This window comes from Lysobacter sp. CFH 32150 (assembly GCF_022758295.1).
Lineage (GTDB): Bacteria > Pseudomonadota > Gammaproteobacteria > Xanthomonadales > Xanthomonadaceae > CFH-32150.
This window is the reverse complement of sequence record NZ_JALDWJ010000002.1, coordinates 564,778-580,865: the sequence shown is the minus strand read 5'-3', so window position 1 is coordinate 580,865 and position 16,088 is coordinate 564,778. Positions and strand designations below refer to the sequence as shown.

The window sequence follows — 16,088 nt, the reverse complement described above, 5'->3', positions numbered from 1 at the left end:
AGGCAAGCAAAACAAATGTAAGAAGTACGCTGCTAACTAAGAATGGGCGCGCTGAGTGCTTCATGGGTGCCTAACGCCTGAATTAAGCCGAGCCGCGAAGCGGCTTCGGCTTGAATGAATTGTTAGGGCGCAACCTAATAACCGAGACAGCTCTGGTACGCCTGCTTTTCAAATACGGTACGGTCATCAAGCTGTGCGGCATACTTTGATTGCGGTGGAAGAGAGCCACCCTTGTACTCCCAGTTCCGCTCGTCTGCACCAGAGATGACCGCCTTTTTATTGTCCCAGCACCAATCGAGCATTTCTCTTTTGTTCTTGACGGTGATGCTCGATCCGGTTCTTGGAATAAGTAGGTCAACGCGTGGATCGCTTGTGCCAAAACAAGTCATACCACAGTACGCAATGTTACTGGCGGGTATCGATAGGCTGCGCATGAAAGGAGCCCCTGGGGTGAGTTCAATCCTTCCGGGGGATACACGAACTTTGGCAATTCCATGAAAGCTCGTTACGCCTTGGTGCTTAAGGTTGGTGATGAAGAAAGAATCAGCAGCTATTGGCGGAGTGTTTGAGGTTTCGTCTTGTCCGAAAGCACGATCAAGATCGCGATAGGACTCGGAACAGGACGCAAGTAACAAGGTGCCAATGAGAGCAGTAAGAAGTCGCATATGCGCCCTAACGCCTGAATTAAGCCGAGCCGCGAAGCGGCTTCGGCTTGAATGAATTGTTAGGGCGCGTCTCAGTACTCATTGGGCTCCCCAGAAAGCTGCACGGCTCCCTGCGGCAGAATGATGCCCGGAAGCATGCTAGACGTCCAAATGTGGGTGGCCTGACCAAGATCAATCGGCTTATCCAGCGAGCCACCCTTGATACTTAAGATGTCGGTGGTGCCGCGTCGTTGGTGCCAAAGTCTTGAGCCACACTCAGGGCAAAACGCACAACCAAGAGTGTTTCCCGTGGCGGTGGGGCGGGACCAGAACCGTGGCTCTCCTTGCATGACGTGCAAGGCGGTTTGCGGCACGATGAAGGAGATGCCGAAAGCCGATGCAGATTGTTTGCGACACTCCGTGCAATGGCACACATAGAGCGCCACAGGGTCGTGTGACAACTTGTAGCGGATTGCGCCACATTGGCACCCGCCAGAACGAACGTCGCTTTCGTTTGACATGGTTCGCCAGCTTTATTGGTAAGTCAGCGCCCTAACGCCTGAATTAAGCCGAGCCGCGAAGCGGCTTCGGCTTGAATGAATTGTTAGGCCTATTGGCCAAGGTACCTGCCGGTCAATTTTCCGTATGGATCATAAAGCAGGTGGATGTCGCCGCCAGCGCATAGGATAGTTGTGGACTCGATCTCTCCCACAGCAGCATCTTTGACTGTCTGGGCGCTTTCTGAGGGAGCGCTGGTTTCTGGCCCGCACTTTGGGACGGCAGAAACAGACCATCCGCTCTCAACCCTATCGATCGCGATGTTGTACCCGTCTGCGTTTACCTGGAGCTGATTCATGGCAATGGCCAGCACTTGGTCCGAACTCAGTTCGCGCTGCGGAAGATTGGCGCAGCCAGAGAGTGCGCACAGGGCTACAAGCATCAGTGATATTCGACTCATAGGCCTAACGCCTGAATTAAGCCGAACCGCGAAGCGGTTTCGGCTTGAATGAATTGTTAGGCCTCATTGGAACACAGCCCAGAGCAGAGAGAGGCCAAAAAGGGACCAGCCAAGAACCTCACCGATCCCAGCGAATGTCCGGTAGTGCCTCTCATTGTCGCGTCGATCGTAGTGGTCAATCATCAAGGAGAGCATGACCAAACAGGCGCAGATCATTGCTCCGTACATGGTCCAGGCAGGAGCGCCTTGCAGATGAACACCACGGGATCTCCTGCCAGGGATGAAGAGGTCATTGATCCAAACGCCGTAGCTACCGTAAGCAAAGAGCAGCAGCGACAAGATGATATGGCTGGCCCTCTCGCCACCAGAAATATGGTTGGGTATGTAGCGGCCGTTCTCATCGTACTTTGGTCGCAGCTGCTCCTCGTCGACCTCATCCGGCACAGAGGAGTTCTCTGGTTGCGGCGCTGCCGTTCCGCTCAATCGTTTGTACGCAGAGCACAGGTTTGCGTAGTTCTTCGGATACTGGTGCTTATTGATCCCTGCAAAAACTTCTTCGAGCTCAGAAAGCGTGTACTTCGAATAGTCGATGTCGCCGTCGCTCATGAGGCCTAACGCCTGAATTAAGCCGAGCCGCGAAGCGGCTTCGGCTTGAATGAATTGTTAGGCCCCGTGCCGGGCCTTGTGATAAGCGACAAGTGCATTCGCGTGACCGTGGCCAATCTTGTGCTCAGTCTTGAGGAAAGCCACCTGCTCCATGTGCTTCTTATCTTGAACGGAATCAAGGACCTTGAACCAGTGCGCCAAAGGCTTCCCGTAGCTCTTCTCGATGGACGGGAAGTACGAAGCTGGCCCCTTAACTTTTGTATCCGTAGTCATGAACGACCCTCACTGTTGGAGACAGGCGGATAGCCACCTTAGCTAGCCTGGCCGGCCCCTATCTACCCGACGAACGAGCTCGCAAGAAATCGACAATGCTGGATGTTGCCATCAGGGGCCTAACGCCTGAATTAAGCCGAGCCGCGAAGCGGCTTCGGCTTGAATGAATTGTTAGCCCCTAGCGGCGGAGCCAACCGTCGAAGTGACACTGGTCTTTACTCGGGGCGCAGAAGAAAGCCCAGTCAAAGCCCTCCTGATCCCGATAGTACCGAACGGAACCGCCATCCTTGATGTGGTCATCGACAAGTGCCTCCCAATCTTCAAATGGGACTTTGCCAGGGGCGGTAGGCGTAAGGCGATCGAAGAATGCAGCTGCTTCCGATGGGGCAAACCGGAACTCGCCGGAACTGATGTTGAGATCAAGGTTGTTTTGCTCGTCAATATCGCGAGTAGATGGTGGGAGGACAGACTCAGGTAGCCACGTGTCTCCCTCCGCAGCGGCCAAGTTTTCGTAGTGTCTCTCCGCAACGTCCAAGCTGCAGCCGCAGATGATTGCTGACAATGCGAGTAGGAGTGCTCTCATAGGGGCTAACGCTTAGTAGACCCCAAAAGCGGGGATATGGACGGGATATTCAGGGCGCCGTAACAGACCGTCAAGCAGAAAAACCCTATAACGAATCAATGCTTTGGCTGATGGCGGGCGAGTCAGCCGAGCCGCAGGATCGTCGTGCATATTTAACGATCCGAGGCGCTATGTCTTATGACCCAGAAAGCGAGGTGATAAACGGTGCCATGGAGGGCTCAAAGAAACCGCGCTTGTTGGAAGAAGTTCGAAGGCGTTTGCGGGTCAAGCACTACAGTTTGCGTACCGAGACCATCTATATCGGTTGGATCAAGCGATTCATTCTCACGAATGGGAAGCGACATCCGCGAGACATGGGGGCGCCGGACCTGGAGCGCTTCCTGTCGACGTTGGCGGTACAGGGACAAGTGGCGTCCAGTACGCAGAACCAGGCCTTGTCGGCGCTGCTGTTCCTGTACCGCGAGGTCTTGGGCATCGATCTCCCGTGGATGGAGAACGTGGTGCGGGCCAAGCGACCGAGGCGGCTGCCGACCGTGCTGTCGCGGGAAGAGGTGCAGGCTTTGCTGGCGCAACTCGATGGTCGGCCGTGGTTGCTCGTCAGCCTGCTGTACGGAACCGGCATGCGGCTGATGGAGTGCCTGCGACTACGGGTGAAGGACGTCGATTTCGCGCGCAATGAGATCACGGTGCGCGATGGCAAGGGAGGCAAGGACCGGCGCACGGTGTTGCCGAAATCGTTGGTGGAGCCATTGCAACGCGAAGTCGAACGTGCTCGGCTCCTTCATGCGGATGATCTGCTGGCAGGGTTCGGCGCGGTCTGGTTACCGCATGCGCTGGCCCGGAAGTATCCCGCCGCACCGCGTGATTTCGGATGGCAATACGTATTCCCGGCCGTGCATCGGACCGTCGATCCTCGCGATGGGGTCGAGCGCCGCCATCACTTCGATGACGGCATGCTGTCGCGGGCGTTGAAAAGCGCGCGCTTGCGGGCCGGGATCAACAAGCCACTCAGTGCACATACGTTGCGGCATTCGTTCGCGACGCACATGATCGAAGCTGGCTACGACATTCGCACTGTGCAGGAATTGCTTGGCCATAAGGATGTGGCGACGACGCAGATCTATACGCATGTCTTGAATCGCGGTGCCGGGGGCGTGATGAGCCCATTGGACCGTTGCGCCGAGACGCCGGCGGCGTACTTGGCTGCCATCATGAGCGAGGCCGGCAAGCCAGCCGGCTTCCGATTCGCTGTCGAGGCCGCGGCCGCCTAGGCCGCGGGTCGCAGTGCGGTGAGCAACCCGCGGGCGGCGCTGAGGCGCGTCACGGCATCCGGCAGGTCGAGCTTGAGACGCAGTTTGTCCGGCCCGTCCATGGCGTAATGCTTCGGCTGTTTCTGGATCAGCTGGATCACCGTCATCGGATCGACATTCGGTTTCGCTTCGAACTGCACGCGGCCACCATTCGGGCCGAGGTCGAGCTTGCGGATGCCGAGATGGGTCGCGTCGAGCTTCAGTTCGGCGACATGGAAGAGATGCTTGGCTGCATCCGGCAGCAGGCCGAAGCGGTCGATCATCTCGACCTGCAGTTCGCGCAACGCTTCCACGTCGCGTGCGCTGCTGATGCGCTTGTAGAGCGTCAAGCGCTCATGGACGTCGGGCAGGTAGTCGTCGGGGATCAGCGCGGGCAGGTTCAGCACGACATCAGCGCCGTGGCGCTCGGTGCCGTCGACGTCTGGCAGCTTGCCTTGCTTGATGCTGCGCACCGCGCGTTCCAGCAGTTCGGTGTAGAGGCTGAAGCCGACTTCGGCCATCTGCCCGCTCTGGTCTTCGCCGAGGAGCTCGCCGGCGCCGCGGATTTCAAGATCGTGCGTGGCGAGGGTGAAGCCGGCGCCGAGTTCGTCCATCGCCGCGATCGCGTCGAGGCGCTTGCGTGCGTCTGCGGTGATGCTGCGGTTGTCGGGCACGACCAGGTAGGCGTAGGCGCGGTGGTGCGAACGACCCACGCGGCCACGCAGCTGGTGCAACTGGGCCAGGCCGAATTTGTCGGCGCGGTTCATCACGATGGTGTTGGCGTTCGGGATGTCGATGCCTGATTCGATGATGGTCGTGCACAGCAGCACGTTGAAGCGCTGCTTGTGGAAGTCGAGCATCACCTTCTCGAGTTCCCGTTCCGGCATCTGGCCGTGGGCGATGCCAATGCGCGCTTCCGGCACCAGTTCCTGCAGGTCGCGTGCCATGCGGCCGATGGATTCGACATCGTTGTGCAGGAAGTACACCTGGCCGCCGCGTGCGAGTTCACGCTGGTGCGCCTCGCGCAAGAGGGCGCCGTCCCACGGGGTGACGAAGGTCTGCACCGCCAGGCGATGTGCCGGTGGCGTGGCGATGATCGACAGGTCGCGCAGGCCGGCCATGGCCATGTTGAGCGTGCGCGGGATCGGTGTTGCAGTCAGCGTCAGCAGGTGCACGTTGGCACGCAGCGCCTTCAGCGCTTCCTTCTGACGCACGCCGAAGCGTTGTTCCTCGTCGACGATGACCAGGCCGAGGTCCTTGAAGCGAACGTCGCCTTGCAGCAGCCGATGTGTGCCGACGACGACGTCGATCTTGCCTTCGGCCAGTTTGTCGAGCTCGGCCTTGATTTCCTTCGTGCTTTTGAAACGCGACAGCACTTCGACCTTAAGCGGCCAGTCGGCGAAGCGGTCGCGGAAATTGCGGTAATGCTGTTCTGCCAGCAGCGTGGTCGGTACCAGCACCGCGACTTGCTTGCCGGCGTTGGCGGCGACGAACGCCGCTCGCACGGCGACTTCAGTCTTGCCGAAACCGACATCGCCGCAGACGACGCGGTCCATCGGTTGCGAGGACGACAGGTCGCGGATCACCGCTTCGATCGCAGAGTGCTGGTCCGGCGTTTCCTCGAACGGGAACGTCGCGGCGAACGGTTCGTACGACCCGCGATCGACTTCCAGCGCGAGTCCGGCACGGGCCTGGCGCTTGGCCTGGATCTCGAGCAGTTCCGCCGCCACGTCGCGAACCTTTTCCGCAGCCTTCTTCTTGGCCTTTGCCCACTGCTCGCCGCCGAGCGAATGCAACGGCGCTGTTTCCGGCGATGCACCGGAGTAGCGGCTGATGCGATCGAGCTGCGCAACGGGGACGTACAGGCGGTCGCCCTTGGCGTATTCGATCTCGAGATATTCGCCCGGTGTGCCGCCTGCATCGAGCGTGACCAGGCCGCGGTAACGGCCGACGCCGTGGTCTTCGTGGACGATGGGTGCGCCTTCGGACAATTCGCCGAGGTCGCGGATGATGGCTTCGGGTTCGCGGCCGGCACGCTTGCGGCGGCGGGGTTGTGCAGCGCGTTCGGGGAAGAGCTGGCGTTCGGTGAGGATCGCCAGTTGAGGTTCGTCTAGGGCGAAGCCGTTGTCGAGTGGCGCAACCGCAACGGCGAAACGCACATCGCTGCCGAGGAATTCATTCCAGCTGGCGAGGGTGCGTGGTTGCAGGTCGGCAGCGTGCAGCACCTCGGACAGTGCTTCGCGCCGACCAGCAGAATCGGCTGCGATCAGCACGCGGCCCGGATAACTGGCGAGGAACGACTTCAAGGCCGCCGCCGGCGCGGCATCCTTCGCTGCTACCGGAACGTCCGGCGCCGGCTGCACGCCGAGCGCATGGGCTTGTTGCGCTTTCGCATCCTCGCTGCCGAGCACATCGATGCGTGCGATCCGGTTCAGGCGTTCGCGCAGTGCATCCGGTGGCAGATACAGTTCGTCCGGCGGCAGCAGCGGACGCTCGATGTCGTGACGGCGCTGCTCGTAGCGTTCACGGGTCTGCGTCCAGAACGCATCGGCCGCGACGAACGCGCCTTCGCCGATAACGGGCAGCATCGTTTCGCCGAGGTAGTCGAACAGCGTCGCGGTCTTGTCGAAGAACAGCGGCAGGTAGTACTCGATGCCCGCCGGTGCGAGGCCCGCCTTGAGGTCCTGGAACAGCGCACTGCGGCGCGTATCGATGTCGAAGCGGTCGCGCAGCGTGTTCATCGCGCGCTTCAGCGCTTCATCGTCGAGCGGGACTTCGCGGCCCGGGAGCAGTTGCACCGCTTCGGTTTTATCCAGCGAACGTTGCGATTCCGGATCGAAGGCGCGGATCGAGTCGATGACATCGTCGAACAGTTCGACGCGATAAGGCTCGTCCGCACCCATTGGGTAGACGTCGAGCAGGCCGCCGCGCACGGCGAAGTCGCCCGGATCGAAGACTTGCGGCACGTGGCGGTAGCCCGCGCTTTCAAGGCGGCGCTTCTCGGTATCGAGGTCGAGTCGTTGCCCGACTTTCACGTCGAAGGTGTTGCCGACCACGTAACGCAGTGGTGGCAGCCGCTGCAGCAGCGTTTGTACCGGCACCACCACGATGCCTCGCTTCAACGCCGGCAGACGATGCAGCGCCGCGAGGCGTTGCGACACGATATCCGGATGCGGACTGAACTGGTCGTAGGGCAAGGTTTCCCAATCAGGGAATGGCAACACCGGCAATGTCGCGTCGCCGAGCAGCGTGTGCAGGTCGGATTCGAGTTGATGCGCCGCATGGTTGTCGCGCGCGATCGCCAGCAGCGGACCGGTGTGCGTATCGGCGGCGCGGGCGATCGCCCACGCGAGTGCGGACGCGGATGCGGGTGCGCGCCAGTACGCGCGCTGCTGGCCAGCTTTCGGGAGCGGCGGGACAGGGAACTCGGGTTTCGCCATCGGGTGGTGATCTCGCGTCAAAACAAGTGCAGCGCCGGCAGCCATCGCCGCCAGCGCAAAGTGGGGCAAGTTTACGCGAGAGCGTGCCGCAGGCTGCGCTTTCGGTGCGATGCGGCAGGCATGTCCACATAAGCCATCGCTGGGTGCGGTCATTATCCGTTCATATAAATAGCTTGCTATTAAATAGCGCGCTATGTAAATTGCAGGCCATGAGAGCAACCCCGAACCAAGCATCCCTTGAACTCGACAACCAGCTCTGCTTCGCGTTGTATTCGACGAGCCTAGCGTTGAACAAGGTCTATCGAAAGCTGTTGCGCAAACTCGGCCTCACTTATCCACAGTACTTGGTGATGATGGTGCTGTGGCAGCGCGACGCACTGAGCGTGTCGGACATCGGTGGGCGCCTGTTCCTGGATTCGGCAACGCTGACCCCGTTGCTGAAACGTCTGGAAGCTGCCGACTTGGTCACTCGCACGCGCGCGATCAGTGATGAACGTCAGGTGGTCATCGCACTGACGCCAGCAGGGCGTGCGCTGAAGAAGCAGGCGAGCAATGTGCCCATCACCATGAGCCGTGCGGCCGAATGCTCGATCGATGAAATTGGTTCGCTCAAGGTGCAGTTGGAGCGGCTGCGTACAAGTCTGTTGAAGCACGCGTGAGCTACGAAACCCACTAATGCGTACTGGAACGCCGATCGCGGCACTCGGTCGTTCTCCCCCCTTAGCCGCATAAAATTCGGAATATCCATGTCCATCGAAAAAGTTCTTTATCGTGCCCAAGCCACCGCAACCGGGGGTCGCGAAGGTCGTGCCGTCTCAGCCGATGGTGCCCTCGATCTCACGCTGAACACGCCGCGTGAACTCGGCGGTTCAGGCGGCGCAGGTACCAATCCGGAGCAGCTGTTCGCCGCGGGCTATTCGGCTTGTTTTATCGGCGCACTGAAAGTCGTCGCCGCCCGCGAGAAGATCGCGCTGCCGGCCGATACGTCGATCGAAGGCAATGTCGGCATTGGTCCGAGCGCCACCGGTTTTGGCATTGAAGTCGAACTGAAAATCTCGTTGCCGGGCGTGCCGCGCGAGCAGGCCGAGGCGCTGGTGCAGAAGGCGCACGTCGTCTGTCCGTACTCCAACGCCACGCGCAACAACATCGATGTCACGCTGACGGTGGTGTGATCCCGCTGAGGCGATCAAGATATTGTTCCAGACGAAGGCCCAGCTCGTTACGTGCTGGGCTTTCGCTTTTATCCGCGCTACTCGGCGGTTACCGGATCGATGAGGGTTGCGACTTCGGAGACCCGGTTGGCCGGGAAACCACCCTGTTTGGCATGCTCACGGACCATGTCCTCGTTGGGTGCGATATAGACGCAATAGATCTTGTCGCCGGTGACGTAGCTGTGGTCCCACTGGATTTGCGGCCCGAGGCCTTCGAGCACGCTGCAGGACTTCTGCGAGATCGCCTTCAGTTCCTGCGGCGACAGTTTGCCGGCACCGGGGATGTCACGTTCGATCACATATCTGGGCATGACGGGCTCCTCTTGGGCTCAGGGCCGCGCCCCAAGTAACGTACTGAACGGCGTTTCCACGGCACGACGGCCGACGCCACGACCTGTTACGGAGTGGAGGATGGACGCAGGTCCAGCACCACGCGCACCAGACCCGGTGCATCCGAAGCTTCACGGCGGAACCCCAGCGACGTGGCCAGGGCCAGCATCGCCTGGTTGTGTTCGAGCACATCGCCATACAGGCGATCGAGTTTCTTGCCCCGCGCCCAGCGCACCAGCCGTCGCATCAGGTGCCTGCCCAGGCCCATGCCGTTGATATAGCGGCTGACCAGGATCGCGAACTCGGCATCGCGACTGCCGTCGCCAGACGCACTGTCGGCGATGACCACCCGCGCGACCGCACCGACCAGCGCTTCGCCCGGAGGGAGCGGCTCGGCCGCAACCAGCGCGAATTCACGCTTGCTGTCCGGCCGGGTCAGGCGCTCGGCCATCTCCGGCGTCAATTCCTTCAATGCATAGAGGAAACGCTGACGGATCTCGTCCGGCTGCAGCAGGGCGAAACCGGCGCGCAGGGTTTCGGCGTCGTCCGGCCGGATCGGGCGGATCAGCACCTCGCGGCCATTGGTCAGGCGCAGATGCTCGTGCCATGGGGGAAGGCGGTTACGGGCAGCCATTCAGGAAGCTTGCCACGGGGAAGGTGAAGCTATGCTCTACAAATGAATGAGGCGGCGCTTCGGGATATCGTCGATCGCTGGCCCGGCGTCGGCAGCGACATCAAATGGGACGACGACTTGGTGTTCTCCGTCGTTGGCAAGATGTTCTGCGTGCTCTGCGTCCGTGGGCCGCTGGCGGGCAGGTTGAGCTTCAAGGTCGAGGACGAACGCTTCCTCGAATTGACCGAGCGCCCGGGTTTCATCCCGGCGCCGTACCTGGCCCGCGCGCATTGGGTCCTCGTCGCCGAGCCCAAACGCCTGCCGGATGTGGAGCTGGCCGGATTGCTGCGACGCAGTTACGAGCTGGTGCGCGCGAAGCTGCCGAAGAAGACCCAGCGCGAACTTGCCGATTAAGGGCTTGCTACTGATTCAAGAGCTTGCCGATGTTAATAGCCGGAGGTGGGCGCTTGTTAAACTTCGCCTTCCCCCGATTCAGACGAGCACCCCATGGCAGGCAGCGGCGACTCCACCCGCGCGATCCTCTTCGCACTCGGCGCCAATTTCGCCATCGCCGTCAGCAAGGGCGTGGCTGCCTTCTTCACCGGTTCCAGCGCGATGCTGGCCGAGACCGTGCACTCGTTGGCCGACTGCGGCAACCAGCTGTTGCTATTGCTGGGCATGAAGCAGGCGAAGCGGCCGCCGTCTCCGGACTATCCGCTCGGTTACGGCAAGGCGATCTATTTCTGGTCGTTCCTGGTCGCGCTGATGCTGTTCTCGGTGGGCGGCATGTTCTCGGTCTACGAGGGCTTCCACAAGCTGCATGACCCGGAACCGTTGAAGCAGTGGTGGTGGGCAGTTGGCGTCCTGGTGTTCGGCATCGTCGCCGAGGCCGCATCGATGCGCGCCTGCATGCAGGAAGTGAACAAGGCGCGCGGCGGCCGTTCACTGTGGCGATGGTTCCGCGAGAGCCGCCAGGCGGAACTGGTGGTGATCTTCGGCGAGGACCTGGCCGCGCTGCTGGGCCTGGTGTTCGCGCTGTTCGCGGTGGTGCTGTCGGTGGTCACCGGCAATCCGGTCTGGGATGCGATCGGCACACTGGCGATCGGCGTATTGCTGATCGTGGTTGCGGTGTTCGTGGCGATCGAGGTCAAGGCGTTGCTGATCGGACAGAGCGTGGATGGCGACCTGCAGGCTGAAATCCGCAGCTTCATCGAAGGCCAGCCGCAGGTGGAGAAGGTGCTCAGCCTGATCACCCTGCAGCTCGGCAACGACGTGATGGTGTCGGTGCAGGCGGTCATGCAGGAACGGCCGTCGATGCGTGCGCTGGTCGAGGACATCAACCGGATCGAGACGGCGATGAAGGCAAAGTTTTCGAATGTGCGCTGGAGCTTCTTCGAGCCGGAGATCGAAGATCGCCACCGGCCCGATCAGGACTACATTTCAGCGGAAGCCCCGAGCGTCGGATAGGCGTAGGGTGGGCTTCAGCCCACCGGTTCAATCATGCAAGCGATGGTGGGCTGAAGCCCACCCTACGAGAGTCATGCGGGCGCCCGGAGCCATTCCACGCGTGAACTGGCTCCCGCTTCGCCCATCGCATCGCGCAGCATCGCCAGGGCCGGCGCCAGCGTCCCGTCGAATTGCCAGGGCGCATTGAGGATCAACAGGCCGCTGCCGTTCATGCGCAGCGGGGAATCGTCGGGGCGTACCAGCAGTTCCGCGACCAGCGTGGATTTGGCCGGCAACTTCGTCGCCTCGCGATAGAACGAGTGCAGCACGCGACGTAGCTTGATCGGATACCACAGCGCGTACATGGCCTCCGGCCAGCGCGACAGGCCTTCGCGCAATGCTGTAAGCGCGGTATCGAATTCGTCGAGTTGCGCTTCGTACGGCGGATCGATCAGCACCAGGCCGCGGCCGAATTTGGTCGTGCCGAGCTTCGGCGGCAGCAGCGCCTTCAATGCGGCGTACCCGTCGCGCTGGTGCACCGCGATCCGCGCGTCCCTGGCGAAGTTGGTCTTCAGCGCCGCCGCTTCTTCCGGCTGCAATTCGCAGGCGGCGATGCGGTCTTCAGGGCGCAGTGCGTGCGCCAGCAACCACGGCGAGCCGGGGTAGGTGGCGGCACCATGAGCCGCACGACAGGCCTTGATCGCAGCCAGATAGCGGGCAATCACCGGGTGCTTCGGCGCCTCGGCCAGCAGCCGCCCGATGCCATCCCTGGCCTCGCTGGTACGTTGGGCGGAGTTGCCGTCGAGGGCGTACAGCCCGCGCCCGGCGTGGGTGTCGAGGGCGAAACAGGGCGACGACTTGACGGTGAGCGCCTCGCACAATGCGAGCAGGGCGACGTGTTTGAGCACGTCGGCGTGGTTGCCGGCATGGAAGGCGTGGCGGTAGTTCATGCGGGCATTGTGGGTGCGCTCGGCAGGTTCGCGCCAGCCCGCTATGCTGCGGCGCATGCCGAAGGTGCTGATCGCCGAAGACGAAGCCGCCATCGCCGACGCAGTGTTGTACGCGCTGCGCAGCGAGGGCCTGGAAGCCGAGCACTGCCTGCTCGGGCGCGAGGTGCTGCCGCGGGTGCGCGCCGGCGGCATCGACGTGGTGGTGCTCGACGTCGGCCTGCCCGATACGAATGGCTTCGATGTATGCCGCGAGTTGCGCGGCTTCAGCGACGTGCCGGTGATCTTCCTGACCGCGCGCAATGACGAGATCGACCGCGTGCTTGGCCTCGAGCTGGGTGCCGACGACTACATGGCCAAGCCATTCTCGCCACGCGAGCTGGTCGCGCGCGTGCGCGCGCGGCTGCGGCGACCGCGCAGTGCCGAACCTGCATGGAGCGAGCGCGGCGCCTTCGCGATCGATCGTGATGGCCACCGCATCCGTTACCACGGCCATGCACTGGATCTCACGCGCTACGAATACGCCTTGCTGGCCGCCCTGCTGCAACGGCCCGGCGCGATCCTGACCCGCGCGCAGCTGATGGACCGTGGCTGGGACGATGCCGCCGACAGCGGCGATCGCACCATCGACACGCACATCAAGACCCTGCGCGCCAAGTTGCGCGCGGCGGGCATGGCGGTTGGGAAGGATAACGCCGACCCGATCCGCACCCATCGCGGGCTCGGTTACTCGCTGGAGGCGTGAAGTGCGACTGGGTCTGCGACTGTTCCTCGGCGTATTCCTGATCATCGGCCTCGCCGCGTTCTTCGTCATGCGGGTGTTCGTCAATGAAGTGAAGCCGGGCGTGCGCCAGGCGATGGAAGCCACGCTTGCCGACACCGCCACCGTGTTGGCCGCACTCGCCGCCGAGGACATGCGCAGCGGCCATATCGCCGATGGCGCTTTCGCGCGCGAAGTCGAAACCGCCGAGCGGCGCCGGCTCGACGCCGCGATCTGGAAATTCCACAAGGATCGTTTCGACTACCGCATCTACGTGACCGACGCGCAAGGCATCGTCCGCTACGACTCACGCGGCGAGGCGGTCGGCAAGGATTACTCGCGCTGGAACGACGTCTACCTCACCTTGCGCGGGCAGTACGGCGCGCGGTCCAGCCCGGAAACGCCCGGCGATACAGGCAACACGGTGATGCACGTCGCCGCGCCGATCATGCGTGGCGACCAGATCATCGGTGTGCTCACGGTGGCCAAGGCCAACCGCACCATGGAGCCGTTCATTGAAGCCAGCCAGCAGGAAATCCTGCGCAAGGGCGGCTGGTTGCTGGCCTTGTCGGCGCTGATCGGCCTGGCGATGACGGCGTGGCTGGCGCGCGGCATTGGCCGCCTCAATCGTTATGCGCAGGCCGTCAGTGCTGGCGAACGCGTGCCGCCGCCGCCGAGGCGCCGAGACGAAATCGGCGACCTCGGTCGCGCCCTGGAGACGATGCGACGCAAGCTCGATGGCAAGGAATACGTCGAACGTTATGTGCAGGCGCTCACCCACGAAATGAAAAGCCCGCTGGCAGCCATTCGCGGTGCCGCCGAATTGCTGCAGGAACCACTGCCGGAAGCCGAGCGCCTGCGCTTCGCCCGCAACGTCGAAGGGCAGGGCGTGCGCCTGACCGAGATGATCGACAAACTGCTCGCCCTTGCGGCAGTGGAGCAGCAGAGTTGGCTGCAGCGGCGCGAACCGGTTGCCATCAAGGATCTTCTGGAGCAAGTCGCAGACAACATGCTGCCGACCCTGCGCACGAATGATCACTCACTCGACATTGCACCGGTCCCGGCGGAAACAACGGTTGTCGGCGATGCCTTCCTGCTGCGCCAGGCGCTGCTGAACCTGGTCGACAACGCCGCCGCGTTCTCACCGCCGGGCAGGCGCATCGAGTTGTCTGTCGAATGCCGCGATGGGCAGGTCCGCCTGATCGTTGCCGATCGCGGTCCCGGCATCCCGGACTACGCTGGCGAACGCGTGTTCGAGCGCTTCTATTCGCTGCCGCGCCCCGATAACGGGCAGCGCAGTTCCGGCCTGGGCCTGCCGTTCGTGCGCGAGGTGGCGACGCTGCACGGCGGGGAAGTGAGTTTGCGCAATCGCGAAGGTGGCGGCGCGATCGCCACGCTGACATTGCCGCTGGCCTGACTTCACCCTCGCTTCACCGTCGCGCCATCGCCTGCGCACCGTCGTCGTCCAGCCTGTCGTCATTGCCACGATGGGAGCTGGGTCATGCGACTTTTACTGAAGATGTTCCTGGTGCTGGGGATGACGATCGCGATCCTGGTGCCGTTGCTGATGATCCGCGGCACCATCGACGAACGGCAGGAGTATCGCAACCAGGCCGTCGCCAGCATCGCGGGCAGTTATGCCGGCGCACAGGCGTTCGCCGGCCCGGTGCTCGTGGTGCCGTACACGGAGACGGTGCAAGCGGAGGAGAAGGACGACAAAGGTGTTGTCCGACAGGTGTCGCGCAATGTCGATGGCCGCTGGACGTTCTTCCCCGCGACGCTGGTCGTCGAGGGACATCTGCGGCCGGAATTGCGCCGGCTTGGCTTGCACCAGGTGCGCGTCTACGAATGGCAAGGCCGAGCGCAGGCGGCGTTCCGCGCGCAGATCCCGGTCGATGTGGACCCCGCGCATCCGCGTCGCATTGGCCAACCATGGCTCAGCTATGGCATCGCCGACGTACGTGGCCTGGTCGGTGCGCCGAAGCTGCGCATCGACGGGCGCGAGCTTGCGCTCGTGGAAGGCTTCGGCAGCCGCGATGGTAGCGGCGTGCACGTGCGGCTGGAGGCGCCCGCGGCTGGACAGTCGTTGCAGCTAGGGACGCAGCTCGACTTCGTCCTTGGCGGCACCGAATCGCTCGCGATCGTTCCGCTCGCACGCGACAACCGTTTCAGCCTCGATTCGACGTGGTCGCATCCGCGCTTCGGCGGCAGCTTCCTGCCGCGCGAGCGCCGCATCGGCAGCGACGGCTTCCATGCCCGCTGGGAAGTGTCCTCGCTCGCCACAGGCGCGCAGGCGCAATTCCTCGCCGGCAAGGCGATGCCGTCGGTCGATGCGGGCAACGGCACGCTGGACGGCCACCGTGCGGCGGCGGGCGTGTCGGTCGATGGCATCGATGCTATCGCGCTGTCGCTGGTCGATCCGGTCAACGTCTACTCGCAGGCCGACCGCGCGACGAAGTACGGCCTGTTGTTCGTGCTGCTCACCTTCGTTGGCTTCTTCATGTTCGAGCTGATCAAGCAATTGCCGATCCACCCGATCCAGTACGGCCTCGTCGGCCTCGCACTGGCGATCTTCTTCCTGTTGCTGGTCAGCCTCAGCGAACACATCGAGTTCGGTCGGGCCTACCTCATCTCGAGCGTCGCCTGCATCGGGCTGCTCGGTTTCTACCTCAGCGCGGTGTTGCGCAGTTTGGGCCGCGGCCTGGGTTTCGCTGCGATGCTGGCGACGTTGTACGCCGCGTTGTATGGCCTGCTGGTGTCCGAGGACAACGCGCTGGTGCTCGGTTCGGGCCTGCTGTTCGTGATTCTGGCGGCGATCATGGTGGTGACGCGCAAGGTCGACTGGTACCAGCTGTCGGCGCGTACGCTGCCGCGGCCGACTGGCTGAACGCGACGGATTCGGCAAATCCGCCACGGCAGTCGCCGTGGCGGCGTCATTCATGAGCCCACCATGACTGATGGCCCGGCGCCGGGCGCGGGGTGGAATGG

General features: G+C 62.6%; 15 protein-coding genes. 8 read left to right on the top strand and 7 right to left on the bottom strand.

The features are described 5' to 3' along the window. Positions 1 to 134: 134 nt before the first annotated feature. From MO486_RS06200 to MO486_RS06190, 3 genes are all read right to left on the bottom strand, one after another. On the bottom strand, positions 135 to 665 hold the full coding sequence (locus tag MO486_RS06200) for a hypothetical protein (RefSeq protein ID WP_242905323.1): 531 nt from the start codon (positions 663 to 665) through the stop codon (positions 135 to 137). A 1,000-nt stretch (positions 666 to 1,665) separates the two neighbouring features. Continuing rightward, entirely contained in the window at positions 1,666 to 2,208 is a 543-nt protein-coding gene (locus tag MO486_RS06195) for a hypothetical protein (RefSeq protein ID WP_242905322.1), read from the bottom strand. Between the two features lie 57 nt (positions 2,209 to 2,265). After that, positions 2,266 to 2,481, bottom strand: coding sequence for a DUF4287 domain-containing protein (locus tag MO486_RS06190; RefSeq protein WP_242905321.1), 216 nt, complete (start codon positions 2,479 to 2,481; stop codon positions 2,266 to 2,268). A 792-nt stretch (positions 2,482 to 3,273) separates the two neighbouring features. On the opposite strand from MO486_RS06190, the gene MO486_RS06185 reads away from it, so the two are divergent. Beyond that, entirely contained in the window at positions 3,274 to 4,335 is a 1,062-nt protein-coding gene (locus MO486_RS06185; protein ID WP_305037359.1) for an integron integrase, read from the top strand. Here the strand turns inward: MO486_RS06185 and mfd are convergent. Continuing rightward, positions 4,332 to 7,793 (bottom strand): transcription-repair coupling factor, encoded by a 3,462-nt coding sequence (gene mfd / locus MO486_RS06180; RefSeq protein WP_242905320.1) that lies wholly within the window; start codon positions 7,791 to 7,793, stop codon positions 4,332 to 4,334. The two genes, MO486_RS06185 and mfd, sit on opposite strands and share 4 nt — an antisense overlap. A gap of 209 nt (positions 7,794 to 8,002) precedes the next feature. Between mfd and MO486_RS06175 the strand changes: the two genes are divergently transcribed. Together MO486_RS06175 and MO486_RS06170 are read left to right on the top strand one after the other, a co-directional pair. After that, positions 8,003 to 8,452 carry a MarR family transcriptional regulator gene (locus MO486_RS06175; protein ID WP_242905319.1) on the top strand — a complete coding sequence of 150 codons (450 nt, stop codon included), beginning with the start codon at positions 8,003 to 8,005 and terminating at the stop codon, positions 8,450 to 8,452. Between the two features lie 87 nt (positions 8,453 to 8,539). Beyond that, entirely contained in the window at positions 8,540 to 8,965 is a 426-nt protein-coding gene (locus MO486_RS06170; RefSeq protein WP_242905318.1) for an organic hydroperoxide resistance protein, read from the top strand. Between the two features lie 77 nt (positions 8,966 to 9,042). On the opposite strand, the gene MO486_RS06165 is transcribed toward MO486_RS06170, so the two are convergent. Together MO486_RS06165 and MO486_RS06160 are read right to left on the bottom strand one after the other, a co-directional pair. After that, positions 9,043 to 9,315, bottom strand: a complete 273-nt coding sequence (locus MO486_RS06165; RefSeq protein WP_242905317.1) for a DUF4242 domain-containing protein — start codon at positions 9,313 to 9,315, stop codon at positions 9,043 to 9,045. Positions 9,316 to 9,401: 86 nt separating this feature from the next. After that, positions 9,402 to 9,968 carry a GNAT family protein gene (locus tag MO486_RS06160; RefSeq protein WP_242905315.1) on the bottom strand — a complete coding sequence of 189 codons (567 nt, stop codon included), beginning with the start codon at positions 9,966 to 9,968 and terminating at the stop codon, positions 9,402 to 9,404. A gap of 42 nt (positions 9,969 to 10,010) precedes the next feature. On the opposite strand from MO486_RS06160, the gene MO486_RS06155 reads away from it, so the two are divergent. Both MO486_RS06155 and MO486_RS06150 read left to right on the top strand, forming a co-directional pair. Continuing rightward, entirely contained in the window at positions 10,011 to 10,361 is a 351-nt protein-coding gene (locus MO486_RS06155) for an MmcQ/YjbR family DNA-binding protein (protein WP_242905313.1), read from the top strand. A gap of 93 nt (positions 10,362 to 10,454) precedes the next feature. Beyond that, positions 10,455 to 11,414, top strand: a complete 960-nt coding sequence (locus MO486_RS06150) for a cation diffusion facilitator family transporter (protein WP_242905312.1) — start codon at positions 10,455 to 10,457, stop codon at positions 11,412 to 11,414. Positions 11,415 to 11,485: 71 nt separating this feature from the next. Here MO486_RS06150 and rlmJ read toward each other — a convergent pair whose 3' ends face one another. Beyond that, the gene (gene rlmJ, locus MO486_RS06145; protein ID WP_242905311.1) at positions 11,486 to 12,343 is read right to left on the bottom strand and encodes a 23S rRNA (adenine(2030)-N(6))-methyltransferase RlmJ; all 858 of its coding nucleotides are present in this window, start codon (positions 12,341 to 12,343) and stop codon (positions 11,486 to 11,488) included. A gap of 43 nt (positions 12,344 to 12,386) precedes the next feature. Between rlmJ and creB the strand changes: the two genes are divergently transcribed. From creB to creD, 3 genes are all read left to right on the top strand, one after another. Next, positions 12,387 to 13,085: a two-component system response regulator CreB gene (gene creB, locus MO486_RS06140; protein WP_242905362.1), complete on the top strand. Its 699-nt coding sequence runs from the start codon at positions 12,387 to 12,389 to the stop codon at positions 13,083 to 13,085. 1 nt (position 13,086) lies between these two features. Continuing rightward, positions 13,087 to 14,517 (top strand): two-component system sensor histidine kinase CreC, encoded by a 1,431-nt coding sequence (creC, locus tag MO486_RS06135; protein WP_242905310.1) that lies wholly within the window; start codon positions 13,087 to 13,089, stop codon positions 14,515 to 14,517. 84 nt (positions 14,518 to 14,601) lie between these two features. Beyond that, positions 14,602 to 15,987, top strand: a complete 1,386-nt coding sequence (gene creD / locus MO486_RS06130) for a cell envelope integrity protein CreD (protein ID WP_242905309.1) — start codon at positions 14,602 to 14,604, stop codon at positions 15,985 to 15,987. Positions 15,988 to 16,088: the final 101 nt, after the last annotated feature.

Bases quoted from the DNA above. Each gene is read 5' to 3' on its own strand.
- MO486_RS06185 (WP_305037359.1), top strand. From the start codon at position 3,274: ATGGAGGGCTCAAAGAAACCGCGCTTGTTGGAAGAAGTTCGAAGGCGT.
- rlmJ (WP_242905311.1), bottom strand. From the start codon at position 12,343: ATGAACTACCGCCACGCCTTCCATGCCGGCAACCACGCCGACGTGCTC.
- creB (WP_242905362.1), top strand. From the start codon at position 12,387: ATGCTGCGGCGCATGCCGAAGGTGCTGATCGCCGAAGACGAAGCCGCC.
- MO486_RS06170 (WP_242905318.1), top strand. From the start codon at position 8,540: ATGTCCATCGAAAAAGTTCTTTATCGTGCCCAAGCCACCGCAACCGGG.
- MO486_RS06155 (WP_242905313.1), top strand. From the start codon at position 10,011: ATGAATGAGGCGGCGCTTCGGGATATCGTCGATCGCTGGCCCGGCGTC.
- MO486_RS06160 (WP_242905315.1), bottom strand. From the start codon at position 9,968: ATGGCTGCCCGTAACCGCCTTCCCCCATGGCACGAGCATCTGCGCCTG.
- creD (WP_242905309.1), top strand. From the start codon at position 14,602: ATGCGACTTTTACTGAAGATGTTCCTGGTGCTGGGGATGACGATCGCG.
- MO486_RS06150 (WP_242905312.1), top strand. From the start codon at position 10,455: ATGGCAGGCAGCGGCGACTCCACCCGCGCGATCCTCTTCGCACTCGGC.
- MO486_RS06165 (WP_242905317.1), bottom strand. From the start codon at position 9,315: ATGCCCAGATATGTGATCGAACGTGACATCCCCGGTGCCGGCAAACTG.
- MO486_RS06195 (WP_242905322.1), bottom strand. From the start codon at position 2,208: ATGAGCGACGGCGACATCGACTATTCGAAGTACACGCTTTCTGAGCTC.
- mfd (WP_242905320.1), bottom strand. From the start codon at position 7,793: ATGGCGAAACCCGAGTTCCCTGTCCCGCCGCTCCCGAAAGCTGGCCAG.
- MO486_RS06175 (WP_242905319.1), top strand. From the start codon at position 8,003: ATGAGAGCAACCCCGAACCAAGCATCCCTTGAACTCGACAACCAGCTC.
- MO486_RS06200 (WP_242905323.1), bottom strand. From the start codon at position 665: ATGCGACTTCTTACTGCTCTCATTGGCACCTTGTTACTTGCGTCCTGT.
- MO486_RS06190 (WP_242905321.1), bottom strand. From the start codon at position 2,481: ATGACTACGGATACAAAAGTTAAGGGGCCAGCTTCGTACTTCCCGTCC.